The sequence below is a fragment of the Deinococcus depolymerans genome (assembly GCF_039522025.1).
In the GTDB taxonomy this organism is placed as follows: domain Bacteria; phylum Deinococcota; class Deinococci; order Deinococcales; family Deinococcaceae; genus Deinococcus; species Deinococcus depolymerans.
This window is the reverse complement of the sequence record NZ_BAAADB010000007.1, coordinates 1-22526: the sequence shown is the minus strand read 5'-3', so window position 1 is coordinate 22526 and position 22526 is coordinate 1. Positions and strand designations below refer to the sequence as shown.

Sequence of the window (22526 nt, the reverse complement as noted above, 5' to 3'; positions counted from 1 at the left end):
GCGCGGCGCCCTGCCGCCTGCTATTCTCCGGGACGCTATGGAACGTACTTTTGCCATGATCAAACCCGACGGCGTCCGCCGTGGCCTCACCCCTGAAATCCTGGCGCGCATCCAGCGCAAGGGCTACCGCGTCGTGGGTCTCAAGCAGATGGTCATCGCCCGCGAGACGGCCGAAGCCCACTACGGCGAGCACAAGGAGCGCCCCTTCTTCGGTGAACTCGTGGACTTCATCACGGGCGGCCCCGTGGTCGCCATCGCCCTGGAAGGCGAGAACGCCATTGCCGGCTGGCGCGCCATGATGGGCGCGACCAACCCCGCCAGCGCCGCTCCCGGTACCATCCGTGCGGATTTCGCCACCAGCATGGGCGAGAACGTCACGCACGGCAGCGACAGCCCCGAGAGCGCCGCGCGCGAACTCGGCCTGTTCTTCGCCGAGGGCGAACTGCTCGCCTGAGTTTTACCCACCGAGCGGCGCCCCGGCTGGTCAGTACCTGGTCGGGGCGCTCTCCACATCAGCCGGGGGGCGCGGACCCGCGCCGCGGGCGAATGCCAGGTCACGCACAGGCCCCCGCTGCCCTTCCGCCCGCGCCCATCCAACCGCATCTGCCCACCCGTTTCTGTCCGTCCGCCGGAGGGACCCGCCCATGACTTCCCTGCCGCAACGTCTTCAGCGCAGCCGCCTGTCCGCGGTGTGCATCGCCAGCAGCGCCTACCTGCTGTACGCCCTGCTGACCGCCCTGATCGACCCGCCCGGCCCCTTTCCCGGCGCGTACCAGACCCCGAAGTACTGGGCGACCCTGGTGCCGCTGGTGACCGTGATCGGCACGCTGATCTGGCCTCACCGGTTGCGGGAGATCTACACGTTCAGCACCGTGGGGTACCTGCTGGTGGCGCTTCTCGAGATTCCGCGCGCCATCGCCTGGGGCGCCATGCCCATGCACCTGACACTGTGGCTGATGCTGAACGTGCTCGTGTCGTACCTGGTGTTCGGGGCGCGCATCGGGACGACCGTGAACATCGTCAGCGTGGTCGGCATGATCGTCAGCGTCGTCGCCAACGGCCCGGTGGACCCGCCGAACCTCGTGGACTGGATCACCGCCAGCCTCGCCATCGGCACGACCGGGCTGCTCGCGTACCTCCTCACGGCGTTCATCGAGCAGAACCTCGACGAACACCACGAGGACACCCGTCGCCTGCGCGCCGCGCGGCTGGACGCCCTGACCGAGGTGTACGGGCGCGGCGCCGCCGAGGAGGAATTCGAGCGGGCGCGCGACGCCGCGCAGCGCATGGGCACGGCCCTGAGCATCATCCTGACCGACATCGACCACTTCAAACGCGTGAACGACGGGCACGGGCACGCCGCCGGGGACGACGTGCTGCGCGCCTTCGGGAAACGCCTGCGCCGCAGCGTGAGCGGCGGGGGCGGCGTCGTGGGCCGCTGGGGCGGCGAGGAATTCATCGTGCTGCTGCCCGGCGTCTCCGGCACGGACGCCTACGCCGTGGCCGAGCGCCTGCGGCAGGAGGTGGCGGGCGAACCGGTCGCGGGCCTGCCGGTCACCGCCAGTTTCGGGGTCGCCAGCTACCGGGGCGCGCAGGACGACGCCATGACCCTGTTCAGCCGCGCCGACAGCGCCCTGTACGAGGCCAAACGCGCCGGCCGTAACGCCGTCCGCTGACCGCCCGGGCGCTTCGGCTCAGCGGACCGGCTGGAACGCGCCGAGCAGGGCCGGTTCGACCTGCGTGGCGTAGCTGCGGGTCAGGATCTTCAGCCCGCCGGGGCGCGTGATGACCAGCGCGTCGCGCAGGCGGGAGGACGCCGCGGGCCGCAGCGCCCCGCCCTGCGCGGTCGGCACCGGCCGGGCGTCCGGGCCGGCCACGTCCCGCGCCGTGAAGGCCGGGGCCTCGATGTCCAGCATCCAGGTCATCGGACGCGCGTCACTGTCGTACTGGATGGTGACGCGCCGGGCGTCCAGCGGCATTTTCGGCTCCTGGTCCCACACGGCCCGGCGCAGCCCGCCAGGAATGCGGGCCTTCTGACCGGACTGCGCGTCGAAGGACCCGGCCGCCGTGAACAGCACCCGTCCCACGAGGTCCTCCGCGTTCGCTCCCTGCGGGCCGGGCCGGCAGCCGCTCAGCAGCGCGGCGCACAGCGCGGCGGTCAGGAGCGCGTGAGACCGCCGGCCGGTGGGCAGCGGGGCGGCGGGAAGGGGGACGCACATGCCCTGACCCTACACCGGCCCGCGCAGGGCATCTGTCATGCGCCCCGCCTTCCGCGGAGCGGTGGACCGCTATGGTGACCGGGTATGACGCCGCACCAGTGGACCCTGCTCGGCACCGGCGCGCTGCTCGTGCTGCTGCTCCTGCTGGGCCTGTCCCTGCAACTCGGCCGGCGGGGCGTGGACCGCCGCGCCCATCACCTGCTGTTCTTCCTGGTGTGCGCGGGCGTGACCGTCAGCGCGGGGCTGGCGTGGCGGGCGGGCGCGGCCGCCTGGGCGCTGCTGCCGGCGCTGACCCTGCTGCTGCGGATGCCCCGCACCCGGCCCGGCCGCGCCGACCACTGGCAGCGGGCGCTGGCCTGCGCCGCCGCGTTCCTGTCCGGCGCGCTGCTCGCGTGGCCGCTGCCGCTCCGCTGAGGCCGGGTGCTCTAAGCTGACCGGCATGAGCCCCGCCGACTCCACCCCAGAACACGCCGTTCAGGCGGCCCTGCAGCGGATGGCCGCGCCGGACGCGGCGTTGATCCGCGGGATGCTGAACCGCCGCACCACCAACGGCCCGTTCCGCCCGGACCCGGTCAGCCGCGAGCACCAGCACGTCCTGATGCGCGCCGCGCAGGCCGCGCCCAGCCACTTCAACTCGCAGCCGTGGCGCTTCGTGCTGATCGAGAACCCGGACACGATCGCCCGCATCGCGCAGATCAGCGGCGAGAGCATGACCGAACTGATCGAGGCCGGCGTGTTCTTCGAACGGTACCGCCGTTACTTCCGCTTCAGTGAGGCCGAGATGGACGAGCGGCGCGACGGCATCCACATCGACCACCTGCCCGGCCCGCTGCGGCCCTTCACGCGCCAGATCTTCAGTGACGCGGGCCTGAAGGTCATGCGGCAACTCGGCGTGCCGAGGAAACTCGGTGAGGACAACCGCCGGCTCGTGGCGGGCAGCCCACTGCTGCTGGCCGCGCTGCTGGACCGCGAGGAGTACCGGCCCGGCGAACTCAGCGGCTTCTACAGCGTGTTCGGGCTGGGCGCCGCCATCGAGAACATCTGGAACGCCGTGGGTGCGCTCGGCATGGGCATCCAGTTCGTCAGTACGCCCATGGAGATCCCCCGGCAGTGGCAGGCGATCGGGGAACTGCTGCGCGTGCCACCCGAACTGGAACTGATGGCCGTGTACCGCCTGGGCTACCTGCCGCCCGAGCAGGCGCGGCCCAGCATCGACTGGAGCAGCCGCCACCGCAAACGCCTGTCGCAGTTCGTGTCCCGCGACACCTGCGACGTGCCGGAACCGGACGACGCTGGGTCAGAGGGTGCCCTGAGATAAGCCGGAAGTGGCAGCGGGTCCAGCCGATAGAGGCGAGAGGATTCTTCAGACCTGCTTGTGCCAAACTGGTTTGCAGTGCAAACTGAGTGCATGCCGCACCGTCCCCCACCGTTCCGTAGGCCCACCTCCTGGCAGATGACCGCGCTGGAGGGACGCCGGGCCCTGATTCCACTGCTGACCCTGGCGACCCTCGGCACCGTCCACCAGACGGGATTCGGTGTCACGACTTGGATGTGGGTGATCACAGGTGCCGGACTCCTGATCGCCACTGCCTCCCGCTCCCGCCCCGCCGGCGTCCTGCTGGGCCTGAACGCCCTGCTGTTCGCCATGGGACTCCTGACCACCCAGACCCCGCTGCTCCTGAGCGGCTTGCTCGTCGCCCTGTGCGCCCCGTGGGCCGCGCATACCGGGCGCAGGGGAGGGTGTGCGTGACGGCTCACCACCCTGACCCCGCCGACTATGCCCGCCTTCAGGATCTGACCGCCCGTTACAGTCGTTACTCGGCCTCCGCGCTGGGGCTGGGTCACCTGTACGGCGCCGTGACCCTCCCCCTGACCTATCTGTTGGCCCGCGCCGACCTGAACGCCCCCGCGCTGATGCTGTGGGCTGCCGCTGTCAGCGCAGGTTTCGTAATCGTCGTGCGCCTGACGCGGCGTCAGTACCAGACCCTCGGGGCTGTGACCGAACAGGCCCGCTCCCAGCGTGGCTTCGTCTGGGGGCTCCTGGCCGGTGCGGGGTCAGGCACGCTGCTCGCGCTACTGGCTGAACGCACCGGGCTGATCGGGTCAGCCTTCCCCGCCCTGGCTCCCCTTGCCCTGCCGTCCGGCCTGGCTCTGCTGCTCGCCCTGACCGGAACCGTCCGCCTGACGGGCCGCGCCGATACCCGCACCGTGGGCCTCGGTCTGCTGCTGTGTGGGGCGCTCATCGGCGGTCACACCGACTTCACGGATAGCTGGCGGGTCACCGCGCAATGGGCCGTCACCGCCGCACTGTCCCTGGGGCTGATCTGGCTCGGGTGGACGCAGCACGTGCAGGCCCGGCAGGTGGCCGCCGACCTGCGTGACCTGCGCGCCCGCCTGGGCCTGAGCCACCTCCCGTGAGCGCCGCGCTGCCGCCCGCCCCCCCCTCCCTGAACGCCTTGCTGGGCCTGAACCGCGTGATTCATGAACCCGTCCGTCTGGCCATCATGAGCGTACTGGCGGGCGCGCAGGAGGTGGAGTTCAAATACCTGGAAGCTGCGCTGGGCCTCAGCCGCGGCAACCTGAGCAGCCACGCCACCAAGCTGGAAGACGCCGGGTACCTGAAGGTGCACAAGGCCTTCCGGGGCAAGGTACCCGTGACCAGCTACCGCATCACACCGTTGGGACAGCAGACGCTGGACAGCTACTGGGTCGCCCTGCGCGGTGCCGCGCCCCCACCAAGCTGAAGTCAGGCACCCCGCCCGTACTGGGCTTCACCCTCCCTTGAGGAAACTGCCACACGGGGCGCGGGTACGCGGCGCAGAATGCCTCCCTGGAGGGCAAGACCATGACCGAATCCAACCCCAACGCCGCCGCGAGCGGCACCTTCAAGATCGGCGGGGACCTCAGCGTCAACCGCCTCGGTTTCGGCGCCATGCGCGTCACGGGCGACGGCGTCTGGGGCGACCCGGCCGACCGTGAGGGCGCGCTGGCGACCCTGCGGCGCCTGCCGGAAATCGGCGTGAACCTGATCGACACGGCCGACAGTTACGGCCCGGCCGTCAGCGAGGAACTGATCCGCGAGGCGCTGCACCCCTACGACACGGTCGTGATCGCCACCAAGGGCGGCCTGACCCGCACCGGTCCGAACATCTGGCCGCCGGTCGGCCGGCCCGAGTACCTCAAGCAGCAGGCGCACCTGTCGCGCCGCCGTCTGGGCGTGGACCGCATCGACCTGTGGCAGCTGCACCGCATCGACCCGAAGGTGCCGCGTGACGAGCAGTTCGCGGCCATCAAGGAACTGATGGACGAGGGGGTCATCCGGCACGCGGGGCTCTCGGAGGTCACGGTCGAGGAGATCGAGGCGGCCCGCCGCGTGTTCCCGGTGTCCACCGTGCAGAACCTGTACAACCTCGTGAACCGCAAGAGCGAGGACGTGCTGGACTACTGCGAGCGTGAGAACATCGGCTTCATGCCCTGGTTCCCGCTGGCCGCCGGCAGCCTCGCCCGCGAGGGCAGCGTGCTGGCCGACCTGGCCGCCCGCCTGAACGCCAGTCCCTCGCAGGTCGCGCTGGCCTGGGTGCTGCGCCGCAGCCCCGTCATGCTGCCCATTCCCGGCACCGGCAAGGTCAGGCACCTCGAGGAGAACGTGGCCGCCGCCGGGCTGACCCTGACCGACGAGGACTTCCGCGCGCTCGACGAGGTCGGGAAGCAGGAATGGGCCAACCAGCCCCGCCAGGACTGATCAGGACTGCCGTCTGTTCCGCTGGCAACCCGGGCGCTGCGCCGGGTTGCCAGCTTCCGCTTCTGCTGGCCGTGAAGGAGAGCCCCCCCGTGACCGGTGCGGTGCCGGTGCTGTCTGGCGGCGTTCCGGCCCGCCCCGGGGGCGGGCGTGACCTCTGAAGGTCCGGCCAAGGTCGCCGGGAACCGGAAGGGGGAAGGCGCACGGTTACGCGGCGCGTGGGCACGGCAGAATGCCCGCATGTCCGTTCCCCCCCTGCCAGCCCTCCGTTCCCTGGTGACGGGCACGCCGCCGCACCTGACCGCGCAGTCCGACGTGCAGGCCGCGGCCCGCACCCTCTTTCCCCGCATGGCGGCCCGCCCCGGCCTGCTGGAGGTGTTCGGGAACGCGCAGATCGACTCGCGGGCGCTGGCGCGGCCCCTGGCGTGGTACCTGAGCCCCCGGGGGTTCGGGGAGAAGAACGCCGTGTTCATCGAGGAGGCCCGCACCCTGACCCGCCGGCTGGCGGCGCAGGCCCTCGCCGAGGCGCAGGTGACCCCGCAGGACGTGGACGCCGTGGTGGTCGTGAACACCAGCGGCCTGAGCACCCCCAGCCTGGACGCCGACCTGATCGGCGCGCTGGGCCTGAACCGTCACGCGGTCCGCGTGCCCATCTGGGGGCTGGGCTGCGCGGGCGGCGCGGCCGGACTGGCCCGCGCCGCCGACCTGGTCCGTGCGGGCTTCCGGCGGGTGCTGTTCGTGGCGGTGGAACTGTGCAGCCTGACCCTGGTCCGGGGGGATGAGTCCAGCAGCAACTTCGTGGGGACCGCCCTGTTCGCGGATGGCGGCGCAGCCCTGGTCCTGACCGCGCCGGACGTGCCGGGGCCGCCCGCGCTGGCGCACCTGCACGGCGCGTACTCCACCCTGATCGAGGACAGCGAGGACATCATGGGCTGGGACGTGGTCGACGAGGGCCTGAAGGTCCGGTTCAGCCGCGACATTCCCACCCTGGTGCGCGGCATGATGCGCGGCAATGTCGAGGACGCCCTGGCCGCGCACGGCTGGAGCCGCGAGGACGTGGACACCTTCGTGGTCCATCCGGGCGGCGTGAAGGTGCTGGCCGCGTACGAGGAGGCCCTGTCGCTGCCCGCCGGGGCGCTCGACAGCAGCCGCCGCGTGCTGCGGCAGTACGGGAACATGAGCAGCGTCACCGTGCTGTTCGTGCTGGCCGAGGTGCTGCGCGGCGCCCCGGCGGGCCGGGCCCTGCTGAGCGCCATGGGCCCCGGCTTCAGTGCCGAACACGTCCTGCTGGGCTTCCCCGGGTAACGCCCGGAAGTCCAGGCGCTTTAAACCAGGTCAGCTGCCCTCGTTGCCGTCCACGGTCTTCTCGGGGTTCGTGGCGGCCCCGCTGGCCGGCAGTCCGTCCTTCATACCGCCGTACGTGCTGGGGTTGGCGTCCGTGCCGGTGTTCTCGGCTGCACGCGGGTCGGTGGTGCTGCTCACCTGCCCGGCGGGCGACGTGCTGTCCCCGGCGCCGGCGTTCGCGTCGCTGACCCCGGTGTACTGCCCCTCGGTGATGGCGTCACCTGGGTTCTTGGGCGTGCCGGTGTTCCACTGCCCCTGGTCGTTGATGGTGTCCTGTGAGACGTTGGCGTGCGCCTGCCCGTTCGGTCTGCCTTCTCCCATGCTGCTGCCTCCTGCCCCGCCCGCGCGGGGCCTGTGCTGGATTGAAGTGTGTCACTGCCCAGCGTAGGCCCCCGCCGGCTGGCACCGGGTGGGGACCGCGTTCACCAGACCTTACGGCGCGGCCCGCGTCTGCTCAGCGGCCCCCGCCCCGGCTGCCGAAGGTCGCTTCCAGGCCCGCCGCGAGCTGTTCCCTCTCCGGCGCGCTCAGACGGGCGGTGGGGTGCAGGGGCAGGTAGGTGGGTTCCGGCATGCCGCCACTGCGGACCTCGCTGGCCGCCTCGTCCGCTTCACGTCCGAAGCCCGGCACGTTCACGTTGAATCTGCTGCGGCCCTCGTCCACGTGCCGCTGCACCAGCCACGAGACGGGCGCCACGTGGCTGTACCAGGGCCACACGGTCGCGTGGCTGTGGCAGTCGGCGCAGGCCCGCGTGAACAGCGCCTCTGTGCGCGGGTCATCCCATTTCGGCCGGGTCTGCACGGTGGGGTTGGCGTGCGCCCGGCCGTAGGGCACGAACTGGATCAGCACGAACAGGGCCAGCAGGCCCAGCAGAAGGCGGGGCAGCAGGGATCGGCGGGTGGGGTTCAGGTTCATGCGAGCCTCCGGTGAACTCTGACGCTCAGCGTCGGTGGCGTGGGCGGCGCCGGGATGTGCCGTGACCTGCGGGAACCTTAAGGGGCGCGGTGCCCCGCTGCCTCCCGCGCCCCTCGTGCTGCATCCCGCCTACAGGCGGTGGCGCAGCAGGCGCAGGCCCATGAACACCACGAACACCGTGCCGCCCTCGTGCGCGATGACGCCCAGCGGCAACGGCACCTTTCCGGCCACCGCCAGCGGCGCGACGATCAGGATCACGCCGAACGCGAACAGCAGGTTCGTGATCACGGTGCGCCGCGCGTCCCGTGCCAGGCGCACCGCGCCGGCCAGCTTCCCGAGGTCGCTGCGCATCAGGACCACGTCCGCGCTCTCGATGGCGACGTCGGTGCCCGAGGCGACAGCCACGCCCAGGTCCGCGCGGGCCAGGGCGGGCGCGTCGTTCACGCCGTCCCCGACCATGGCGACCGGGCCGGGCAGCTCGCCGATCAGGCGCAGCTTGTCCTCGGGCAGCAGGCCCGCGCGGTACTCGCTGAGGCCCACCTCGGCGGCCACCGTGCGGGCGACCTCCTCGCGGTCCCCGGTGAGCATGACCCGGTGCGAGACGCCGCTGGCCTTCAGGGCGTCCAGCGCGGCGCGGATGTCGGGCCGCAGGGCGTCCGCCACGCCCATCACGCCAGTCACGCGCGGGCCGACGCCCACGATGACGCTGCTGCTGCCGCGCGCGCCCAGGTCACTCAGGGCCGCCTGCTGCGCGGCGTCCAGCGTGGCGCCCTGCCGCTGCGCGAGGCGGACGTTCCCCGCCCACGCGACCTGCCCGTCCGGCAGGCGGGCCTCGATGCCGTGCCCGGGAATCGCCTGGGCGTCCGTGACGGTCCGTGGGTTCACGCCGCGTTCCCGGGCGGCGGTGACGATGGCCTGCGCGATGGGGTGCTCGCTGTGCGCCTCCAGTCCGGCGGCCAGCGCCAGCGCCTGCCCCTCGTCATCCGCGTGCACGGCGGTCAGGGTCATGCGGGCCTGGGTCAGCGTGCCGGTTTTGTCGAACGCGACCGTCTGTACGCCCGCCAGGGCGTCCATGGCGGCGCTGCTCTTGAACAGCACGCCCCCACGCGCGGCGGCGGCCATGGCCGAGAGCATCACGGCGGGGGTGCTGATCACGACCGCGCAGGGACTGGCGACCACCATGAAGGTCATGGCGCGGTACCACGCGTCGTCCACGTTCAGGCCGGACCCGTACCGGAGCAGGGCGTACACGGCGGGTACGGCCAGCAGGACCGTCAGGGCGTAGGGGCTCTCCCAGCGTTCGGTGAGGCTCTCGGTGCGGCTCTTCTGCGTCTGCGCCTGCTCCATCAGGCCCACCAGCCGCGCCAGGGTGCTCTCGCCCGCCGGGCGGATCACGGTCGCCTGCACGCTGCCGTTCAGGTTGACGGTCCCGGAGGCGAGTTCCGCGCCCGGCGCCTTATCCACCGGGGCGCTCTCGCCCGTGATGGGGCTCTCGTCCACGCTGGTCTGGCCGCGCGTCACGCGGGCGTCGGCGGCGATGCGCTCGCCGGGCCGCACGACCAGAATGTCCCCGATGCGGATGTCGCCCAGTTCGCACCATTTCTCCTGCCCGCCACGCAGGACGGTGGCGCCCTCGGGGTTCAGGTTCATCAGGGCCTGGATGGCGCTGGAGGTGCGGCCCATCGCCCAGTCCTGCAGGGTGTTACTCAGGCTGAACAGAAAGAGGAGGATCGCGCCGTCCGCCGCCTGTCCGATGCTCGCGGCGCCCAGTGCGGCCAGCACCATGAGCAGGTCCACGTCCAGTTTGCGCTGCACGAACAGGGAATGCAGCGCCTGCCGCCCGGCGGGAATGCCGCCTGCCACGAAGGCCGTGACGTAGCCCGCCCACTGCAGGGCCGGGAGGTGCAGGAGGGACTGCCCGGTCAGGCCGACGAGCAGGCCAGCCAGGGTCAGGGTGGTGAGGGTGACGGCGCGGCGCAGTTCGGGCGTCAGCGTGAAGCGCGGCTCGGGCCGGGCGCCTGGGTGGGTGAGGGTCTGGGTGGTCAAGTGGAGCCTCCGGGGTGGGGGAGAGGAACGACCCTCCTTAATAGGAAGGATTCTCAATAAGGGGATTCTACTCCCCCCGCCCCCCGAACTCAACGCAGAACACCCACCGGAATGCTCAGGTATGCCCACCCGGACAGCCGCCCGCCCCCACCGGCGGCGGAAGCGGCGCCCCGGCACACCCGTCCGCGAACACCGGAGCGGGAGCGGCAGGCAGGGATGATACGGATTCCGTCTATTTCGTTGACGGATCGGAACACCACCGATCTGCCAACTCCACGTCCGGAATCCGTTTCTCTCCTACTCGCATCCGCTCGGATTGAATGGGCTGCAAAGACCATTCAATCCGAGTCCGTATGACAGACACGCACGGTCAGTACGGCGCAGCGGCCAGGCCACTCACCCGGGCCGCGCCACCCGCGTCACCGTCAGATCCAGGGTGTCCGGCCCGCGCTGCACGCGGTAGGTGCTGCTCACGCCCGGCGCGGCGCCCAGCCGCAACTCGTGGAAGTGGACGTCCTGCACGTCCAGGCCGTCAATCGCCACGATCTCATCCCCGCCGCGCAGGCCTGCCTGTTCGGCCGGACTGCCCTCATGCGCCACGCGGCAGCGCACGCCGCGCCCCTCCGCGAGCGGTTCCAGCCACGCGCCCGTCAGGCCCAGCCCCTGCAACCCCGGCTGGTGCCGCCGCAGCAGCCGCAGCTGGCCGCGGTGGCTCAGCTCATCCTCGAACACGTGGAACCACATGAAATGCCGGTTTCCCGTGCCGCCCCACAGTGGCAGCGGTTCGTCCAGCCACGCGTCGTCCCGCGCGGCCAGGAGTTCCAGCGTCCCGGCGCGCACCCGGGCCAGTTCCTCCAGGTAGTGCCGCAGGGGCCGCCCCCGGAGCTCCGCGCGGCCCTGCTGGCCGAGGTTCAGGCCCGGCCAGTGGTGGGCTTCCAGCGCGCTGTCCGGGTGCGGGTGACCGTCACTGATCAGCTGGTAGATGCGTTCCACCGCCGCCATGTGCGCCAGCAGCATCCCGGCGCTGTTCGCGTGCCCGTCCGGGATCAGGTCCAGTTCCTTGATCGTCCAGCCCTGCACGGCCTCCAGGGTCGTCTCGCGCGTGTACGTCATCATGCCGATCAGTCGGGCGATCATGGGTGTGAAACCGGGCCGGTCTGTGATCAGCGTGGAGGACATACCCGCAGGATACGGGCCGGCTCGGCGCGGCGTTACTTCAGTTCGGCGGCGAGGTTCAGCACGGCTTTCTTCAGCGTGACCGCGCCGGCTCCGGCGGAGAGGACCTCGCCGGTGCCCCCGTCCACGATGCGGGCGACGGCGCGGGCGGCGCCGCTCCCGTCGGGTTCCACGGTGATCTCCAGCCGTTGCCCGTGCCCGAGGTTCTGCGCGGCGGTGTTCAGCACCCAGTCGGCCCAGTTGATCTTCTCGGCCTGCGGGGCGTTCGCTTTCGCCTCCTGCTTCTCGCGGTACGCCTGGGTCTTCTGGTCCACGTGCGTGCGGATGACCTCGAAGCGTTCGGGGTTGCTCAGGGTATCGAAGGGCACCTCGTCGCCGCTGTCCGGGTGGTGGACCAGGGCGTCGGGCTGCATCTTCTTCACGACGCTGGCCATGATGCGGACCTCGGCGGCGGGCACGTCCCAGGGCAGGTCGGCCTCTCCGTCCGTCTCGCCCTCTGCTCCGGGCCGGGTGTCGGGCGCGGCGGCCTCGACGAGCCGGGCAATGACGCGCTGCTGTTCGGGTTCGAGTTCCTCGATGACCTTCGCGGCGGCGCGGTACGAGCGGGCCTGCGCCTCGTTCTTCGGCTGGATGCCCAGCGGTTCCAGCACCTTGGCCACGTCCGCCGCGTCGATCAGGCGTCCGGCCTGCGGGGCGGTGAAGCCCCAGCGGTCCTGCAGGTACGCCTCGAAGGAGTCGTGCGTGGCAAGGAAGAATTCGTTGTCGCGGATCTCGGACAGCGCCTGACCGGTGCGGCGGAAGTCGCGCAGGCCGTCACGGACGGTCTGTTCCAGCGCAGAGAGGCGGGCGCGCTCGTGCGGTTGAAGCTGGGTGGGGTGGGTGGGGTCGCTCATGCAGGTGAACCTCGCTGGGGGGAGAATGCCCGTGAACGATACCAGAGGCGTCTGCCGGTCGGGCGACGCTCCACCTGGCCTGTTGTCCCCACGGGGGTAACGGCTCTGCGGCTGCGCGTGCCTGCCCCGGTAACGCCCGCTCAGACACCCTTCCCGTATGATGAAGGTACCGCCCGAAACCGGGCAAGGAGGAACACACATGGCGATGAACCTTTTCGGCGCGCGCGACACGCTCACCACGCAAAGCGGCCAGAAACTCTACTACTACAACCTCAACAAACTCCAGGAGCAGGGCCATGACATCAGCCGCCTGCCGGTCAGCATCAAGGTGCTGCTCGAGAGCGTGCTGCGCGAAGCGAACGACTACGACGTGCGCCGCGAGGACGTCGCCACCGTCGCCGGGTGGAAACCCGTCAACGAGGAAGTCGAGATTCCCTTCAAGCCCGCCCGCGTGATCCTCCAGGACTTCACCGGCGTGCCCGCCGTCGTGGACCTCGCCGCCATGCGCAGCGCCATGGTCAAACTCGGCGGCGACCCCAGCAAGATCAACCCGCTGATCCCCGTGGACCTCGTCATCGACCACTCCGTGCAGGTCGACGAGTTCGGCACCGACTTCGCCCTCGCCAACAACATGGCCCTCGAATTCGAACGCAACCGCGAACGCTACGAGTTCCTCCGCTGGGGCCAGCAGGCCTTCGACAACTTCGGCGTCGTGCCCCCCGCCTCGGGCATCGTGCACCAGGTCAACCTGGAGTACCTCGCCAAGGGCGTCCAGAGCCGCCCCGAGGACGACGGCGTCGTCGTGTACCCCGACAGCCTCGTCGGCACGGACAGCCACACCACCATGATCAACGGCCTGGGCATCGTCGGCTGGGGCGTCGGCGGCATCGAGGCCGAGGCCGTCATGCTCGGCCAGCCCATCTACATGCTGATGCCCGAAGTCATCGGCTTCAAGATCACCGGCGCCATGCCCGAAGGCGCGACCGCCACCGACCTCGCGCTGCGCGTCACCGAGATGCTGCGCGCCAAGGGCGTGGTCGGCAAGTTCGTCGAGTTCTACGGCGCGGGCCTCAGCAACATGACCCTCCCCGACCGCGCCACCATCGCCAACATGGCCCCCGAGTACGGCGCGACCATGGGCTTCTTCCCCGTGGACGACGAGGCGCTGCGCTACCTGCGCCGCACCGGCCGCCTCGAAACCGAGATCGAACTCGTCGAGGCGTACTACAAGGCCCAGGGCATGTACCGCACCGACGAGACGCCCGACCCCGTCTTCACCGACACCATCGAACTCGACCTGGGCACCATCGTGCCGTCCCTGGCTGGCCCCAAACGCCCCCAGGACCGCGTGGACCTGTCCAGCATGCACACCGTCTTCAACGAGGCCCTCACCGCGCCCGTCAAGGCCCGCGGCTTCGAACTGCCCGCCGACAAGCTCGGTGCCCAGGGCACCATCACCGGCACCGACCTCAAGATCGGGCACGGCGCCGTGACGCTCGCCAGCATCACCTCCTGCACGAACACCAGCAACCCCAGCGTCCTGATCGCCGCCGGCCTCGTCGCCAAGAAGGCCGTCGAACTGGGCCTGGACAGCAAACCCTGGGTCAAGACCAGCCTCGCCCCCGGCAGCCGCGTCGTCACCGAGTACCTCGAGGCCGCCGGCCTCCAGACGTACCTCGACCAGATCGGCTTCAACACCGTCGGCTACGGCTGCATGACCTGCATCGGCAACAGCGGCCCGCTGCCCGAACCCACCGTGGACGCCATCAACGAAGGTGACCTCGTCGTCGCCAGCGTCCTGAGCGGCAACCGCAACTTCGAAGGCCGCGTCAACCCGCACATCAAGGCCAACTACCTCGCTTCTCCCCCCCTGGTCGTCGCGTACGCCCTGGCCGGCACCGTCGTCAACGACATCGTGAACGACCCCATCGGCACCGGCAAGGACGGCCAGCCCGTGTACCTGCGCGACGTGTGGCCCACCACCGCCGAGATCCAGCAGGTCATGGACCAGGCCATCAACGCCGACATGTTCAAGAAGGTCTACGACGGCATCGAGAAGAGCAACCAGGACTGGAACGCCATCCCCGTCGCCGAGGGCGCGCTGTACGACTGGAAGGAAGACAGCACCTACATCCAGAACCCCCCCTTCTTCGACAACCTCGCCGGTGGCCCCAGCGACATCGTCAGCATCGAGGGCGCCCGCGCCCTGGTGAAGGTCGGCGACTCCGTCACCACCGACCACATCAGCCCCGCCGGCAGCTTCAAGAGCGACACCCCCGCCGGGAAGTTCCTCACGGAACGCGGCATCCTGCCCAAGGACTTCAACTCCTACGGCAGCCGCCGCGGCAACGACCGCATCATGACCCGCGGCACCTTCGCCAACATCCGCCTGAAGAACCAGCTCGCCCCCGGCACTGAAGGCGGCTTCACCACCGACTTCACCACCGGACAGGTCAGCTCCATCTACGACGCCTCGGTCAACTACAAGGCCAGCAACATCCCCCTCGTCATCTTCGCCGGTAAGGACTACGGCATGGGCAGCAGCCGCGACTGGGCCGCCAAGGGCACCTTCCTGCTCGGCGTGAAGGCCGTCATCGCCGAGAGCTTCGAGCGCATCCACCGCAGCAACCTCGTCGGCATGGGCGTCCTGCCCCTGCAGTACAAGAACGGTGAAACCGCCGAGAGCCTGGGCATCAACGGCGACGAGACGTTCGACGTCATCCTCCCCGGCGACCTCAAACCCCGCCAGGACGTCGACGTGAAGATCACCACCGCCGACGGCCAGAGCCGCACCATCACCGTCCAGTGCCGCATCGACACCCCCGTCGAAATCGACTACTACAAGAACGGCGGCATCCTCCAGACCGTGCTCCGCGGCATTCTCGCCAAGAGCAACGAAGTCAAAGCCTAAGCATCGTCGTAAAAAGAGGCATGTCCGTGAGCGGGCATGCCTTTCTCCTGTTAGATTACTCGCGTGAAAGTATTTCTAAGCTGGTCAGGCGAAGCGAGTCGTCAAGTGGCCCTTGTATTTCGGAAATATCTGAGAATGATGATCCAGGGGAGTGAACCCTTTGTATCTTCTGAAAATATTGAGAAGGGAACAAAAGGATTGGAAGAGATATTGTCGAATCTGAATCAATCATCCTTTGGACTAATAATCATGACATCGGATAATGTAAATAAGCCTTGGCTTTATTTTGAAGCTGGTGTAATATCCAAAAGATTTGATAGCGGCCCCGACACCAGGGTTAGCGCGTTTATGTTTGATCTGAAGGGGTCGGAAGTTAAGGGTAGCAACCCTCTTATGAGTATTTTTCAGTATACCGAAAATGATAAGGACGATATTTTTAAGCTGATTAAGTCTATTAATAACTCTATGGGCGAGAGAAGAATTGATGACGCTGCTCTAATTGACCTGTTTGAGATGGTTTATCCCCAATTTACCGAAGAATTAAATCACGCTAGAAAATATGTAATATCAATCCAAGAGCCCCAAATAGAAGAGCAGTCGACGGAATCAATAGAGCCGATCTTAAATGAGCTTGTAAATCAAAACCGGGAGATGCTGAGGCACATTAAGAGCCTGGCCTTGGAAAAATCTAACTCGGCTGTGGGAGTTAAATACGCAGATTTCAGCATAGCTCAGAGGGCGTTTCTTAAAGGGCTTTACGGTATTAGAAATGATATACGAGCCGGAATCAGACCGGATAAATATTCTTTTCATCTCAATAGTTTTTTAAGGTCTCTTGAAGTATTAGATGACCCTGACACGGAATCATTAAATGAAAATGAACCGTCCAGTGTTGCGGAAAACAGGGACACTGGTTTGCCTTTTTGAAGCAATGCGGCGTTACAGCGCTGTCCCCTCGTATATCTCGTGCAATGAAACGCTGATGTTCGCGCACGGCAGCGTCAGCGTTCCCGTTCCTTCCACGTAGTCCTCGTTCCAGCTGGTGCCGGTGCGGGTGTAGAGGCGGGCGGCGCGGACGCTGGTGTCCACCAGCAGGTACCCCTGGAGGCTGGGGAGTTGCTGGTATGCCCAGAGTTTCTCGCGGCGGTCGGTGTCCTGCGTGCTGTCGCTGAGAATCTCTGCGATCAGGCGCGGGGCATTCGTGGAGCGGGCGTCGTCCGGGATGTCCTCGCAGGTGATCAGCAGATCGGGGTAGTAGTACCGGGTGCCTTGGGTGGGGATGCGGACGCGCATGTCGCTGGCGTACACGCGGCACCCGATGCGCCGGGCGGGGGCGTGCAGGGCGGCGACGAGGTTCGTGGCGACCGTGCCGTGTCGGCTGGTCGCTCCGGCCTGCGCGGTGGGGGCGTCGGCGGGGAGGGTGTACACGAAGCCGTCCACGTACTCGCGGCGGTGGGGGCTGAGTGGTTCGCTGCTCAGGTATTCGGCCTCGCTGAGTTTCTTCAGGGGCGAACTGGTCATGTGGTGTGTGTACCGGACGTGCGTTCTACCTGCGCTATGGTGCCGTCATGGGTCGTAAGGATCGGGAGCAGGCGAGCTGGGTCGAGGACACGCGCACGGTTCCGCTGGACGTGTGCGTACTGTGCGGGCGGGAAGGGGAGATGACGGATCATCACCTCGTCCCCAAATCGCAGGGGCGGCGGCAGGGCGTGAAACTGGGCGAGATTCCCACCGTGAAGATGTGCGCGGCCTGCCAGGGGTTCCTGAGTAAGACGTTCAGCAACTCGCAGCTCGCAAACGAGCTGAACACCGTGGAAGCGATTCTGGCGCGTGATGAAGTGCAGAAGTTCGTGAAGTGGGTGCAGAAGCAACCGCTGACGAAGGGTGTGCGCGTTCACTGACCGGCGGCGGGAGTGACGTTCAGGGTTGATGGAGGCCGTTCAGACCCACGTCAGGCCGGGGGTCTATACGCTGGGGTATGCGTCTGCCTGTGCCCCTGCTGTGTGCTGTGACCGCCTCGCTGCTGCTGTCGGCCTGCGGGAGCAGTGACGCCCCGCCGGCCCCCCCCGTACCCGCGCCCGGCCCTGTCTGCGCCCAGCAGACGGCGGGCGCGGCTGTGCAGGTGCAGGCCGTTCCGGCCGCAGCGGTGGGCGCACCGGACTGGACGGCGCCGCACGTGCCGGGGCGGGTGCTGCTGCTGGGCGGTGGAACCCTGAGTGCCCAGGCGGTCACGACCCTGTCAGGCGTGGTGACGCAGACCGTCACGGACGGCGTGCGGCTGGCCTTCACACCGGCCGGCACGGACGACCGGGCGTTCGCCGTGAAACTGGAACAGGCCGGGCTGCGAACCCAGCCGGACTTCCTGTACGCGCCGCTGGCGAACCCGAACGATCCGGGCGTACCGGGCAACGCGGGCGTGCCCATCGCGGGCGTGGGAACCTTCACGCAGTCGTACCTGACGCGCGTACGCGCCCCGCAGGCGTGGACGTTCCTGCAGGGGTGCGGCAAGACGCCGGTCGCCGCGAAGACCGCCATCCTGGACTCGAAGGTGGAGGCGGGGCACCCGGACCTGACCGGCCGCGTGGCGGGCAGCGCGTCGTTCCTCAGCCCGGAGGCGGGTGGGTCCGACACGAGCACCGGGCACGGCACCGCGTCGGCGGGACTGGTGGGCGCCGCCACGAACAACGGGCGCGGCGTGGCGGGCGTCACATGGAGCGGGCCGTTGCTGGCCGTGGAGGTGCTGGGCGCGTCGGGCGGCAGCACCAGCGACCTCGCCAGTGGCCTGGATGAGGCGGTCCGGCAGGGCGCGAAGGTCATCAACATGAGCCTGGGTCTGGCCGGCGATCCCGGTGACGCCGTGCTGGCCCGGGCACTCACGGACGCCGCGAAGAGCGCCGTGCTGGTCGCCGCCGCCGGGAACACCGCCGGGGACGGCGTGTACTACCCGGCCAGTCACCCGGACGTGATCGCCGTGGGCGCCGTCGCGCAGAACGACGGGCAGCTGGCCTGCTACAGCGCCCGACCCAGCAGCGCCCGGCCCCGACCGCTGAACATCGTCGCGCCCGGCGGGGCCGGCAACTGCGCCGGAGCCACGAACGCGGCGCAGATGCTGATCCTCGCGCCGGGCGGCGGGTACGCGCTCGGCGCAGGCACCAGTTTCGCCGCGCCGCTCGTCAGTGGAGTGGCCGCCCTGATGCGCGCCGCGAATCCTGCCCTGAGCGCCGCGGATACGAGAGCGCGCCTGCTGGCCAGCGTGAACAGCGCCAGTGGCCAGCCCCTGCTGGACGCGGACGCCGCCGTCAGGGCCGCCACGCGCTGAACCACGGGCAACGCAGAGGGGGGGCGTGAACTTCACGGCCCCCCCCTCGCTGAATACTCTGGACTTGCCCCTTACTGGCTGAGCTGGCCGATGATGGCGAACATGGGGAGGAACATCCCGGCGACGATCACGCCGACGATGCCGCCCAGGAAGACGATCATCAGCGGTTCGATGGCGGCCGTCATGCTGTCGACGGCCTCGTCGACTTCGCGGTCGTAGAAGTCCCCGACCTTGCCGAGCATGTTGTCCAGCGAGCCGGTTTCCTCGCCGATGGAGATCATGCTGACGACCATGGGCGGGAAGACCTTACTGGTCGCGAGGCTGGAACTCATCTGTTCACCGACCATCACGACGTTCTTGGCGTTCTCGATGCTGTCTTCGACGATGGCGTTGTTCGCGGTGCCCTTGGTGATCTCGAGGCTCTCGATGATGTTCACGCCACTGCTGATCAGCAGGCCGAAGGTGCGGGCGAAGGACGCGATCGCGCTTTTCTGCACGAGGTTCCCGAAGACCGGAATTTTGAGTTTGATGTCGTCGATGATCATCCGGCCCTTCGGGGTCTTGTAGTACCAGCGGTAGGCATACGTGATGGCCGCGACGATGGCGACGATGATCAGGGTCGAGTGCTTCAGGAAATCCGACACGGCCATCAGGACGCGCGTGATCAGCGGCAGCGGCGCGTTGAGCTGAGAGAGGATGTTCGCGAACTGCGGCACGATGGTGGTCAGCAGGAAGTACGTGATCAGGATCGCGAAGACGAGCACCACGACCGGGTAGGTCAGGGCGCTCTTCAGTTTGCCTCGCAGGGCGAGGTCTTTTTCCTGGAAGGCCGCGATGCGTTCCAGGACCGAGTCGAGTGTGCCGCTGGTCTCGCCGGCCCGCACGAGGTTCACGTACAGGCGGTTGAAGATCTTCGGGTACTTGACGATGGCGTCGCTCAGGGGCGTGCCGGCTTCCACGTCGGTGCGCATGTTCTTCACGACGTTCTGGAAGCCCTTGTGCTCGATCTGCTTCTGCAGGATGGCCAGGGACTGCACGAGCGGCACGCCGGCGTTGATCAGCGTGGCGAGCTGCTTGCTGAAGATCGCAATCTGTTTGAGATTTGGTGGCTGGTTGTCCAGGAAGGGAATCTTGATGTCGGCGTTCAGGCCCGATTTGGGGGCCTTGATCTCGACGATCATCAGGTTCTTGGCGCGCAGGGCGTCCCGGACCTGGTTGGCCGTCTCGGCTTCCATCTGGGATTTCAGCACCTTGCCGGAGCGGTCACGCACTCGGTATTCGAAGACGGGCATACCGGATCAGTATAGTCTGGTGGTCTTGCGCTGACCTTACAGCGCCCGGGGGGTGGTCCCGGCGGTCAGTGGCAGGGAGAGCCGATCATGAATGACGACAAGAACGCAGAGGGCCGGTCCGGGCAGGACTGGCACGCGCAGGTGGACCGGGCGGCCGCGCGGCTCCTGGCGGGCGGTGTGGTCGCGTACCCCAGCGAGACGGTGTGGGGGCTGGCCGCCCACCCGGAGCATCCGGCCGCCATTCGCCGCCTGTACGACCTGAAGGGCCGCGCCGCGCAGAAGCCGGTGCAGGTGTCCTGCCTGGACCGTGCGGCGGCGCAGCGGCTGATCCGGCCGCAGCCGGCCCTGGAGCGGCTGGAACGGTTCTGGCCTGGACCGCTGACGGTGGTCATGCCGGCCAGCGCGGACTGCCCGGAACTGCTCGCGCCGGGCGGCCGGGTCGGGGTCCGCATTCCGGATCATCCGGTGGCGCTGGCGTTGCTGGGGCGGGTGGGCGGGGTGCTGGCGACCACCAGCTGCAACCTGAGCGGCCAGCCGGCCGCGCTGACCTACGCGCAGGCGCGCGACATGCGGCTGGGTGACGAGGTGTTGCCCGACGGCGGGTACCCGGCGCTGGGCCTCCCGAGTACGGTGCTGACGCTGCCGGAAGGCGAGGTGCTGCGCGCGGGGGCCGTGCCGGAAGCGGCGCTGCGGGCTGCACTGGCAGGGCCCGTGTGATACGGATTCCGTTTGTTTCGCCGACAATCCGGAACTTCACCGGATTGCCGGCTCCTCGTCCGGAACCCGCTTCTCTCCGTCTCTGCGGAGCAGCTCTCCGAGGCGCATCCGCTCGGACCCAGCGGGCTTTGCAGCCCATTCCATCGGAGGCCGTATGAGTGGCGCGCCCTCCCTGGGCGCGCTGATCGGCGCGGCGCTGCTCGCGGCCGGACGGCCGGTGCAGGTCCGGGAACTCGCGGGGGTGCTGGGCGTCCCGGAGGACGCGGCGCTGCGTGAGGTGCAGGCGTTCACGGCGCGCCTGCAGGCGGCGGACATGGGCTTTGCCGTGGAGGCGGTCGCGGGCGGGTACCGGCTGGTGGTGCCGGGCCCGCTGTCCGGGCACCTGGCGCCGCTGCTGGCCCCGCCGCCCCTGCCGCCCCTGAGCGGCGCGGCGCTGGAGGTGCTGGCCGTGATCGCCTACCGGCAGCCCGTGACCCGTGCGGAGATCGAGGCGATGCGCGGCGGCAGCGCCGGCACGGTCGTGACCCTGCAGGAACGTGAACTGGTGAAGGTGGTGGGGCGTTCGGACGCGGTGGGCGGGCCGCTGCTGTACGGCACCACGGAGCGGTTCCTGCTGGAATTCGGTCTGACCGGCCTTGAGGACCTGCCGCCCCTGGAGAACGCGAACTTCTCGCACCTGCTGCGCAGCTGAGGTGGGGGAGGGCGGCGCGCGGACCCGGCGTGTTCGCCCCGCACTCGGGGCCGGGTTGCCAACGCCCTGTCCGGCCGCTTTGCCTCCTCGTCCCTGACCTGCCGGTTGCGCGGCGTGGTGGCCGGTCGGGCGGCGGGGTGGGGAAGGGGGGCCCGGTGGGGTGAGGGTGACCCCGGGGGCGTCTCCCCCTTGTCCGGGCGGTACGGATGAGCGAACATGAGTGCAGGGGCGCGCGGCGCCGCGACGGGAGGACGTGATCACTCTGAACGCCACGCACGCATGACCAGATCCACTTCCAGCCTCGATACCTTCGATTTCCTGGAGTTGCTGTACCTGCTCTCGGAGCAGGCGCGGACGGGCGTGCTGTACGTCTACCGTCCGGACGGGCAGTTCCAGGCGTGGCTGGAAGCCGGGCGGGTCCGGCACCTGCAGTTCGGAGTGGATGACGGCGTGCAGGCCCTCGTGCGGCTGATGTTGGATCCCAAGGGCCGGTTTCACTTCGATGAGGGGGTGACGCACAGCAGTCCACGCCTGGACGCCACGCTGGACGAGGTGACCCTCGAGGCGCTGGAGGCCATGCCGTTTCAGGACCTGCCGTTCGACGGTCCGGCGCGTGTCACGTCGCCGCAGCGGGTGGCGCGGATGCGCTGGAGCCTGAAGGAACTGGACGTCCTGAAGCAGATCGACGCGCAGAAACCCGTCTCGGAACTCGCGCAGGACCCCGAGACGAAACGCATGCTGCTGAAACTGTTCCGCATCGGGCTGATCGTGCCCCGCAAGACCCGCGTCGCGCGCCTGACTGTCTCGATCACCCGGCAGGTGCAGGGCGTGGCGCTCGTCGACGAGCTGATCTTCAGGCGCTGGAAGGAGGACATCGTGCGCCACCCGCAGCTCGTGGCGTTGCGGGCCGACGACGGGCAGGTGTACACCCTGCCCGTCCGGATGTCCGCCAACCTGGCCACGCAGATCATGATTCCGGCCGACCTGCTGGTCCGCACGACGCTGCGCGCCGGGGACAGCGTGCTGGCCAAACCCGTCTGATACGGACTCCGATTGAATGGGCTGCAAAGACCATTCAATCGGAGCGGATGCGAGGAGGAGAGAAACGGATTCCGGACGTGGAGTTGGCAGATCGGTGGTGTTCCGATCTGTCAACCAAGAGTTTCCACTTCCCTGCCGATGTCGTGTCACGCGGCCTTAAGCAGGAGTCCGTCCTGCTCCATCCCGGTCAGGACGTACTTTTCAGCATTCTGAGCTGCCTGCCGT

At 68.7% G+C, this 22526-nt stretch carries 24 protein-coding genes; 16 read left to right on the top strand and 8 right to left on the bottom strand.

Features of this window, described 5'->3' with window-relative positions; translation table 11 throughout:
- Positions 1 to 37: 37 nt before the first annotated feature.
- Both ndk and ABDZ66_RS04465 read left to right on the top strand, forming a co-directional pair.
- Positions 38 to 454, top strand: a complete 417-nt coding sequence (gene ndk, locus ABDZ66_RS04470) for a nucleoside-diphosphate kinase (RefSeq protein ID WP_343756512.1) — start codon at positions 38 to 40, stop codon at positions 452 to 454.
- A gap of 190 nt (positions 455 to 644) precedes the next feature.
- Positions 645 to 1676 carry a GGDEF domain-containing protein gene (locus tag ABDZ66_RS04465; protein ID WP_343756510.1) on the top strand — a complete coding sequence of 344 codons (1032 nt, stop codon included), beginning with the start codon at positions 645 to 647 and terminating at the stop codon, positions 1674 to 1676.
- Positions 1677 to 1694: 18 nt separating this feature from the next.
- Here the strand turns inward: ABDZ66_RS04465 and ABDZ66_RS04460 are convergent, their stop codons facing one another.
- The gene (locus tag ABDZ66_RS04460; protein WP_343756508.1) at positions 1695 to 2219 is read right to left on the bottom strand and encodes a hypothetical protein; all 525 of its coding nucleotides are present in this window, start codon (positions 2217 to 2219) and stop codon (positions 1695 to 1697) included.
- A gap of 84 nt (positions 2220 to 2303) precedes the next feature.
- Between ABDZ66_RS04460 and ABDZ66_RS04455 the strand changes: the two genes are divergently transcribed.
- The 7 genes from ABDZ66_RS04455 (at position 2304) to ABDZ66_RS04425 (ending at position 7263) form a co-directional block, all read left to right on the top strand.
- Positions 2304 to 2633: a hypothetical protein gene (locus tag ABDZ66_RS04455; RefSeq protein ID WP_343756506.1), complete on the top strand. Its 330-nt coding sequence runs from the start codon at positions 2304 to 2306 to the stop codon at positions 2631 to 2633.
- Between the two features lie 112 nt (positions 2634 to 2745).
- Positions 2746 to 3537 carry a nitroreductase family protein gene (locus ABDZ66_RS04450; RefSeq protein WP_343756851.1) on the top strand — a complete coding sequence of 264 codons (792 nt, stop codon included), beginning with the start codon at positions 2746 to 2748 and terminating at the stop codon, positions 3535 to 3537.
- 90 nt (positions 3538 to 3627) lie between these two features.
- Positions 3628 to 3969, top strand: coding sequence for a hypothetical protein (locus ABDZ66_RS04445; protein WP_343756504.1), 342 nt, complete (start codon positions 3628 to 3630; stop codon positions 3967 to 3969).
- Positions 3966 to 4637, top strand: coding sequence for a hypothetical protein (locus ABDZ66_RS04440; protein WP_343756502.1), 672 nt, complete (start codon positions 3966 to 3968; stop codon positions 4635 to 4637). The genes ABDZ66_RS04445 and ABDZ66_RS04440 overlap by 4 nt, the downstream gene beginning before the upstream one ends.
- On the top strand, positions 4634 to 4963 hold the full coding sequence (locus tag ABDZ66_RS04435; RefSeq protein ID WP_343756500.1) for a winged helix-turn-helix domain-containing protein: 330 nt from the start codon (positions 4634 to 4636) through the stop codon (positions 4961 to 4963). Before ABDZ66_RS04440 ends, ABDZ66_RS04435 begins: the two co-directional genes overlap by 4 nt.
- A gap of 101 nt (positions 4964 to 5064) precedes the next feature.
- Positions 5065 to 5961 (top strand): aldo/keto reductase, encoded by an 897-nt coding sequence (locus ABDZ66_RS04430; RefSeq protein WP_343756498.1) that lies wholly within the window; start codon positions 5065 to 5067, stop codon positions 5959 to 5961.
- Between the two features lie 237 nt (positions 5962 to 6198).
- Complete coding sequence (locus ABDZ66_RS04425; RefSeq protein ID WP_343756496.1) at positions 6199 to 7263, top strand: type III polyketide synthase; 1065 nt, start codon at positions 6199 to 6201, stop codon at positions 7261 to 7263.
- Positions 7264 to 7293: 30 nt separating this feature from the next.
- Here ABDZ66_RS04425 and ABDZ66_RS04420 read toward each other — a convergent pair whose 3' ends face one another.
- The 5 genes from ABDZ66_RS04420 to ABDZ66_RS04400 all read right to left on the bottom strand — a co-directional run bounded on the left by ABDZ66_RS04420 (position 7294) and on the right by ABDZ66_RS04400 (position 12330).
- Positions 7294 to 7623, bottom strand: a complete 330-nt coding sequence (locus tag ABDZ66_RS04420; RefSeq protein WP_343756494.1) for a hypothetical protein — start codon at positions 7621 to 7623, stop codon at positions 7294 to 7296.
- A gap of 133 nt (positions 7624 to 7756) precedes the next feature.
- Positions 7757 to 8215, bottom strand: a complete 459-nt coding sequence (locus tag ABDZ66_RS04415; RefSeq protein ID WP_343756492.1) for a heme-binding domain-containing protein — start codon at positions 8213 to 8215, stop codon at positions 7757 to 7759.
- A 129-nt stretch (positions 8216 to 8344) separates the two neighbouring features.
- Entirely contained in the window at positions 8345 to 10261 is a 1917-nt protein-coding gene (locus ABDZ66_RS04410) for a heavy metal translocating P-type ATPase (protein WP_343756490.1), read from the bottom strand.
- Between the two features lie 396 nt (positions 10262 to 10657).
- Positions 10658 to 11440, bottom strand: a complete 783-nt coding sequence (locus ABDZ66_RS04405) for a mycothiol transferase (RefSeq protein ID WP_343756488.1) — start codon at positions 11438 to 11440, stop codon at positions 10658 to 10660.
- 32 nt (positions 11441 to 11472) lie between these two features.
- Positions 11473 to 12330, bottom strand: coding sequence for a hypothetical protein (locus tag ABDZ66_RS04400; RefSeq protein ID WP_343756486.1), 858 nt, complete (start codon positions 12328 to 12330; stop codon positions 11473 to 11475).
- A 199-nt stretch (positions 12331 to 12529) separates the two neighbouring features.
- Between ABDZ66_RS04400 and acnA the strand changes: the two genes are divergently transcribed.
- Both acnA and ABDZ66_RS04390 read left to right on the top strand, forming a co-directional pair.
- Positions 12530 to 15241, top strand: coding sequence for an aconitate hydratase AcnA (gene acnA, locus ABDZ66_RS04395; protein WP_343756484.1), 2712 nt, complete (start codon positions 12530 to 12532; stop codon positions 15239 to 15241).
- Between the two features lie 63 nt (positions 15242 to 15304).
- The gene (locus tag ABDZ66_RS04390; RefSeq protein ID WP_343756482.1) at positions 15305 to 16168 is read left to right on the top strand and encodes a hypothetical protein; all 864 of its coding nucleotides are present in this window, start codon (positions 15305 to 15307) and stop codon (positions 16166 to 16168) included.
- 12 nt (positions 16169 to 16180) lie between these two features.
- Here ABDZ66_RS04390 and ABDZ66_RS04385 read toward each other — a convergent pair whose 3' ends face one another.
- Positions 16181 to 16762, bottom strand: coding sequence for a Uma2 family endonuclease (locus ABDZ66_RS04385; RefSeq protein ID WP_343756480.1), 582 nt, complete (start codon positions 16760 to 16762; stop codon positions 16181 to 16183).
- Between the two features lie 47 nt (positions 16763 to 16809).
- Here ABDZ66_RS04385 and ABDZ66_RS04380 point away from each other — a divergent pair, with 47 nt between their 5' ends.
- Together ABDZ66_RS04380 and ABDZ66_RS04375 are read left to right on the top strand one after the other, a co-directional pair.
- Complete coding sequence (locus ABDZ66_RS04380) at positions 16810 to 17142, top strand: HNH endonuclease (RefSeq protein ID WP_343756478.1); 333 nt, start codon at positions 16810 to 16812, stop codon at positions 17140 to 17142.
- 77 nt (positions 17143 to 17219) lie between these two features.
- Positions 17220 to 18560 carry a S8 family serine peptidase gene (locus ABDZ66_RS04375; RefSeq protein WP_343756476.1) on the top strand — a complete coding sequence of 447 codons (1341 nt, stop codon included), beginning with the start codon at positions 17220 to 17222 and terminating at the stop codon, positions 18558 to 18560.
- Positions 18561 to 18631: 71 nt separating this feature from the next.
- Here the strand turns inward: ABDZ66_RS04375 and pilC are convergent, their stop codons facing one another.
- Entirely contained in the window at positions 18632 to 19852 is a 1221-nt protein-coding gene (gene pilC, locus ABDZ66_RS04370; RefSeq protein WP_343756474.1) for a type IV pilus assembly protein PilC, read from the bottom strand.
- Between the two features lie 87 nt (positions 19853 to 19939).
- On the opposite strand from pilC, the gene ABDZ66_RS04365 reads away from it, so the two are divergent.
- The 3 genes from ABDZ66_RS04365 to ABDZ66_RS04355 all read left to right on the top strand — a co-directional run bounded on the left by ABDZ66_RS04365 (position 19940) and on the right by ABDZ66_RS04355 (position 22301).
- The gene (locus tag ABDZ66_RS04365) at positions 19940 to 20569 is read left to right on the top strand and encodes an L-threonylcarbamoyladenylate synthase (RefSeq protein ID WP_343756472.1); all 630 of its coding nucleotides are present in this window, start codon (positions 19940 to 19942) and stop codon (positions 20567 to 20569) included.
- A 154-nt stretch (positions 20570 to 20723) separates the two neighbouring features.
- On the top strand, positions 20724 to 21260 hold the full coding sequence (gene scpB, locus ABDZ66_RS04360; RefSeq protein WP_343756470.1) for an SMC-Scp complex subunit ScpB: 537 nt from the start codon (positions 20724 to 20726) through the stop codon (positions 21258 to 21260).
- Between the two features lie 279 nt (positions 21261 to 21539).
- On the top strand, positions 21540 to 22301 hold the full coding sequence (locus tag ABDZ66_RS04355) for a DUF4388 domain-containing protein (RefSeq protein WP_343756468.1): 762 nt from the start codon (positions 21540 to 21542) through the stop codon (positions 22299 to 22301).
- Positions 22302 to 22526: the final 225 nt, after the last annotated feature.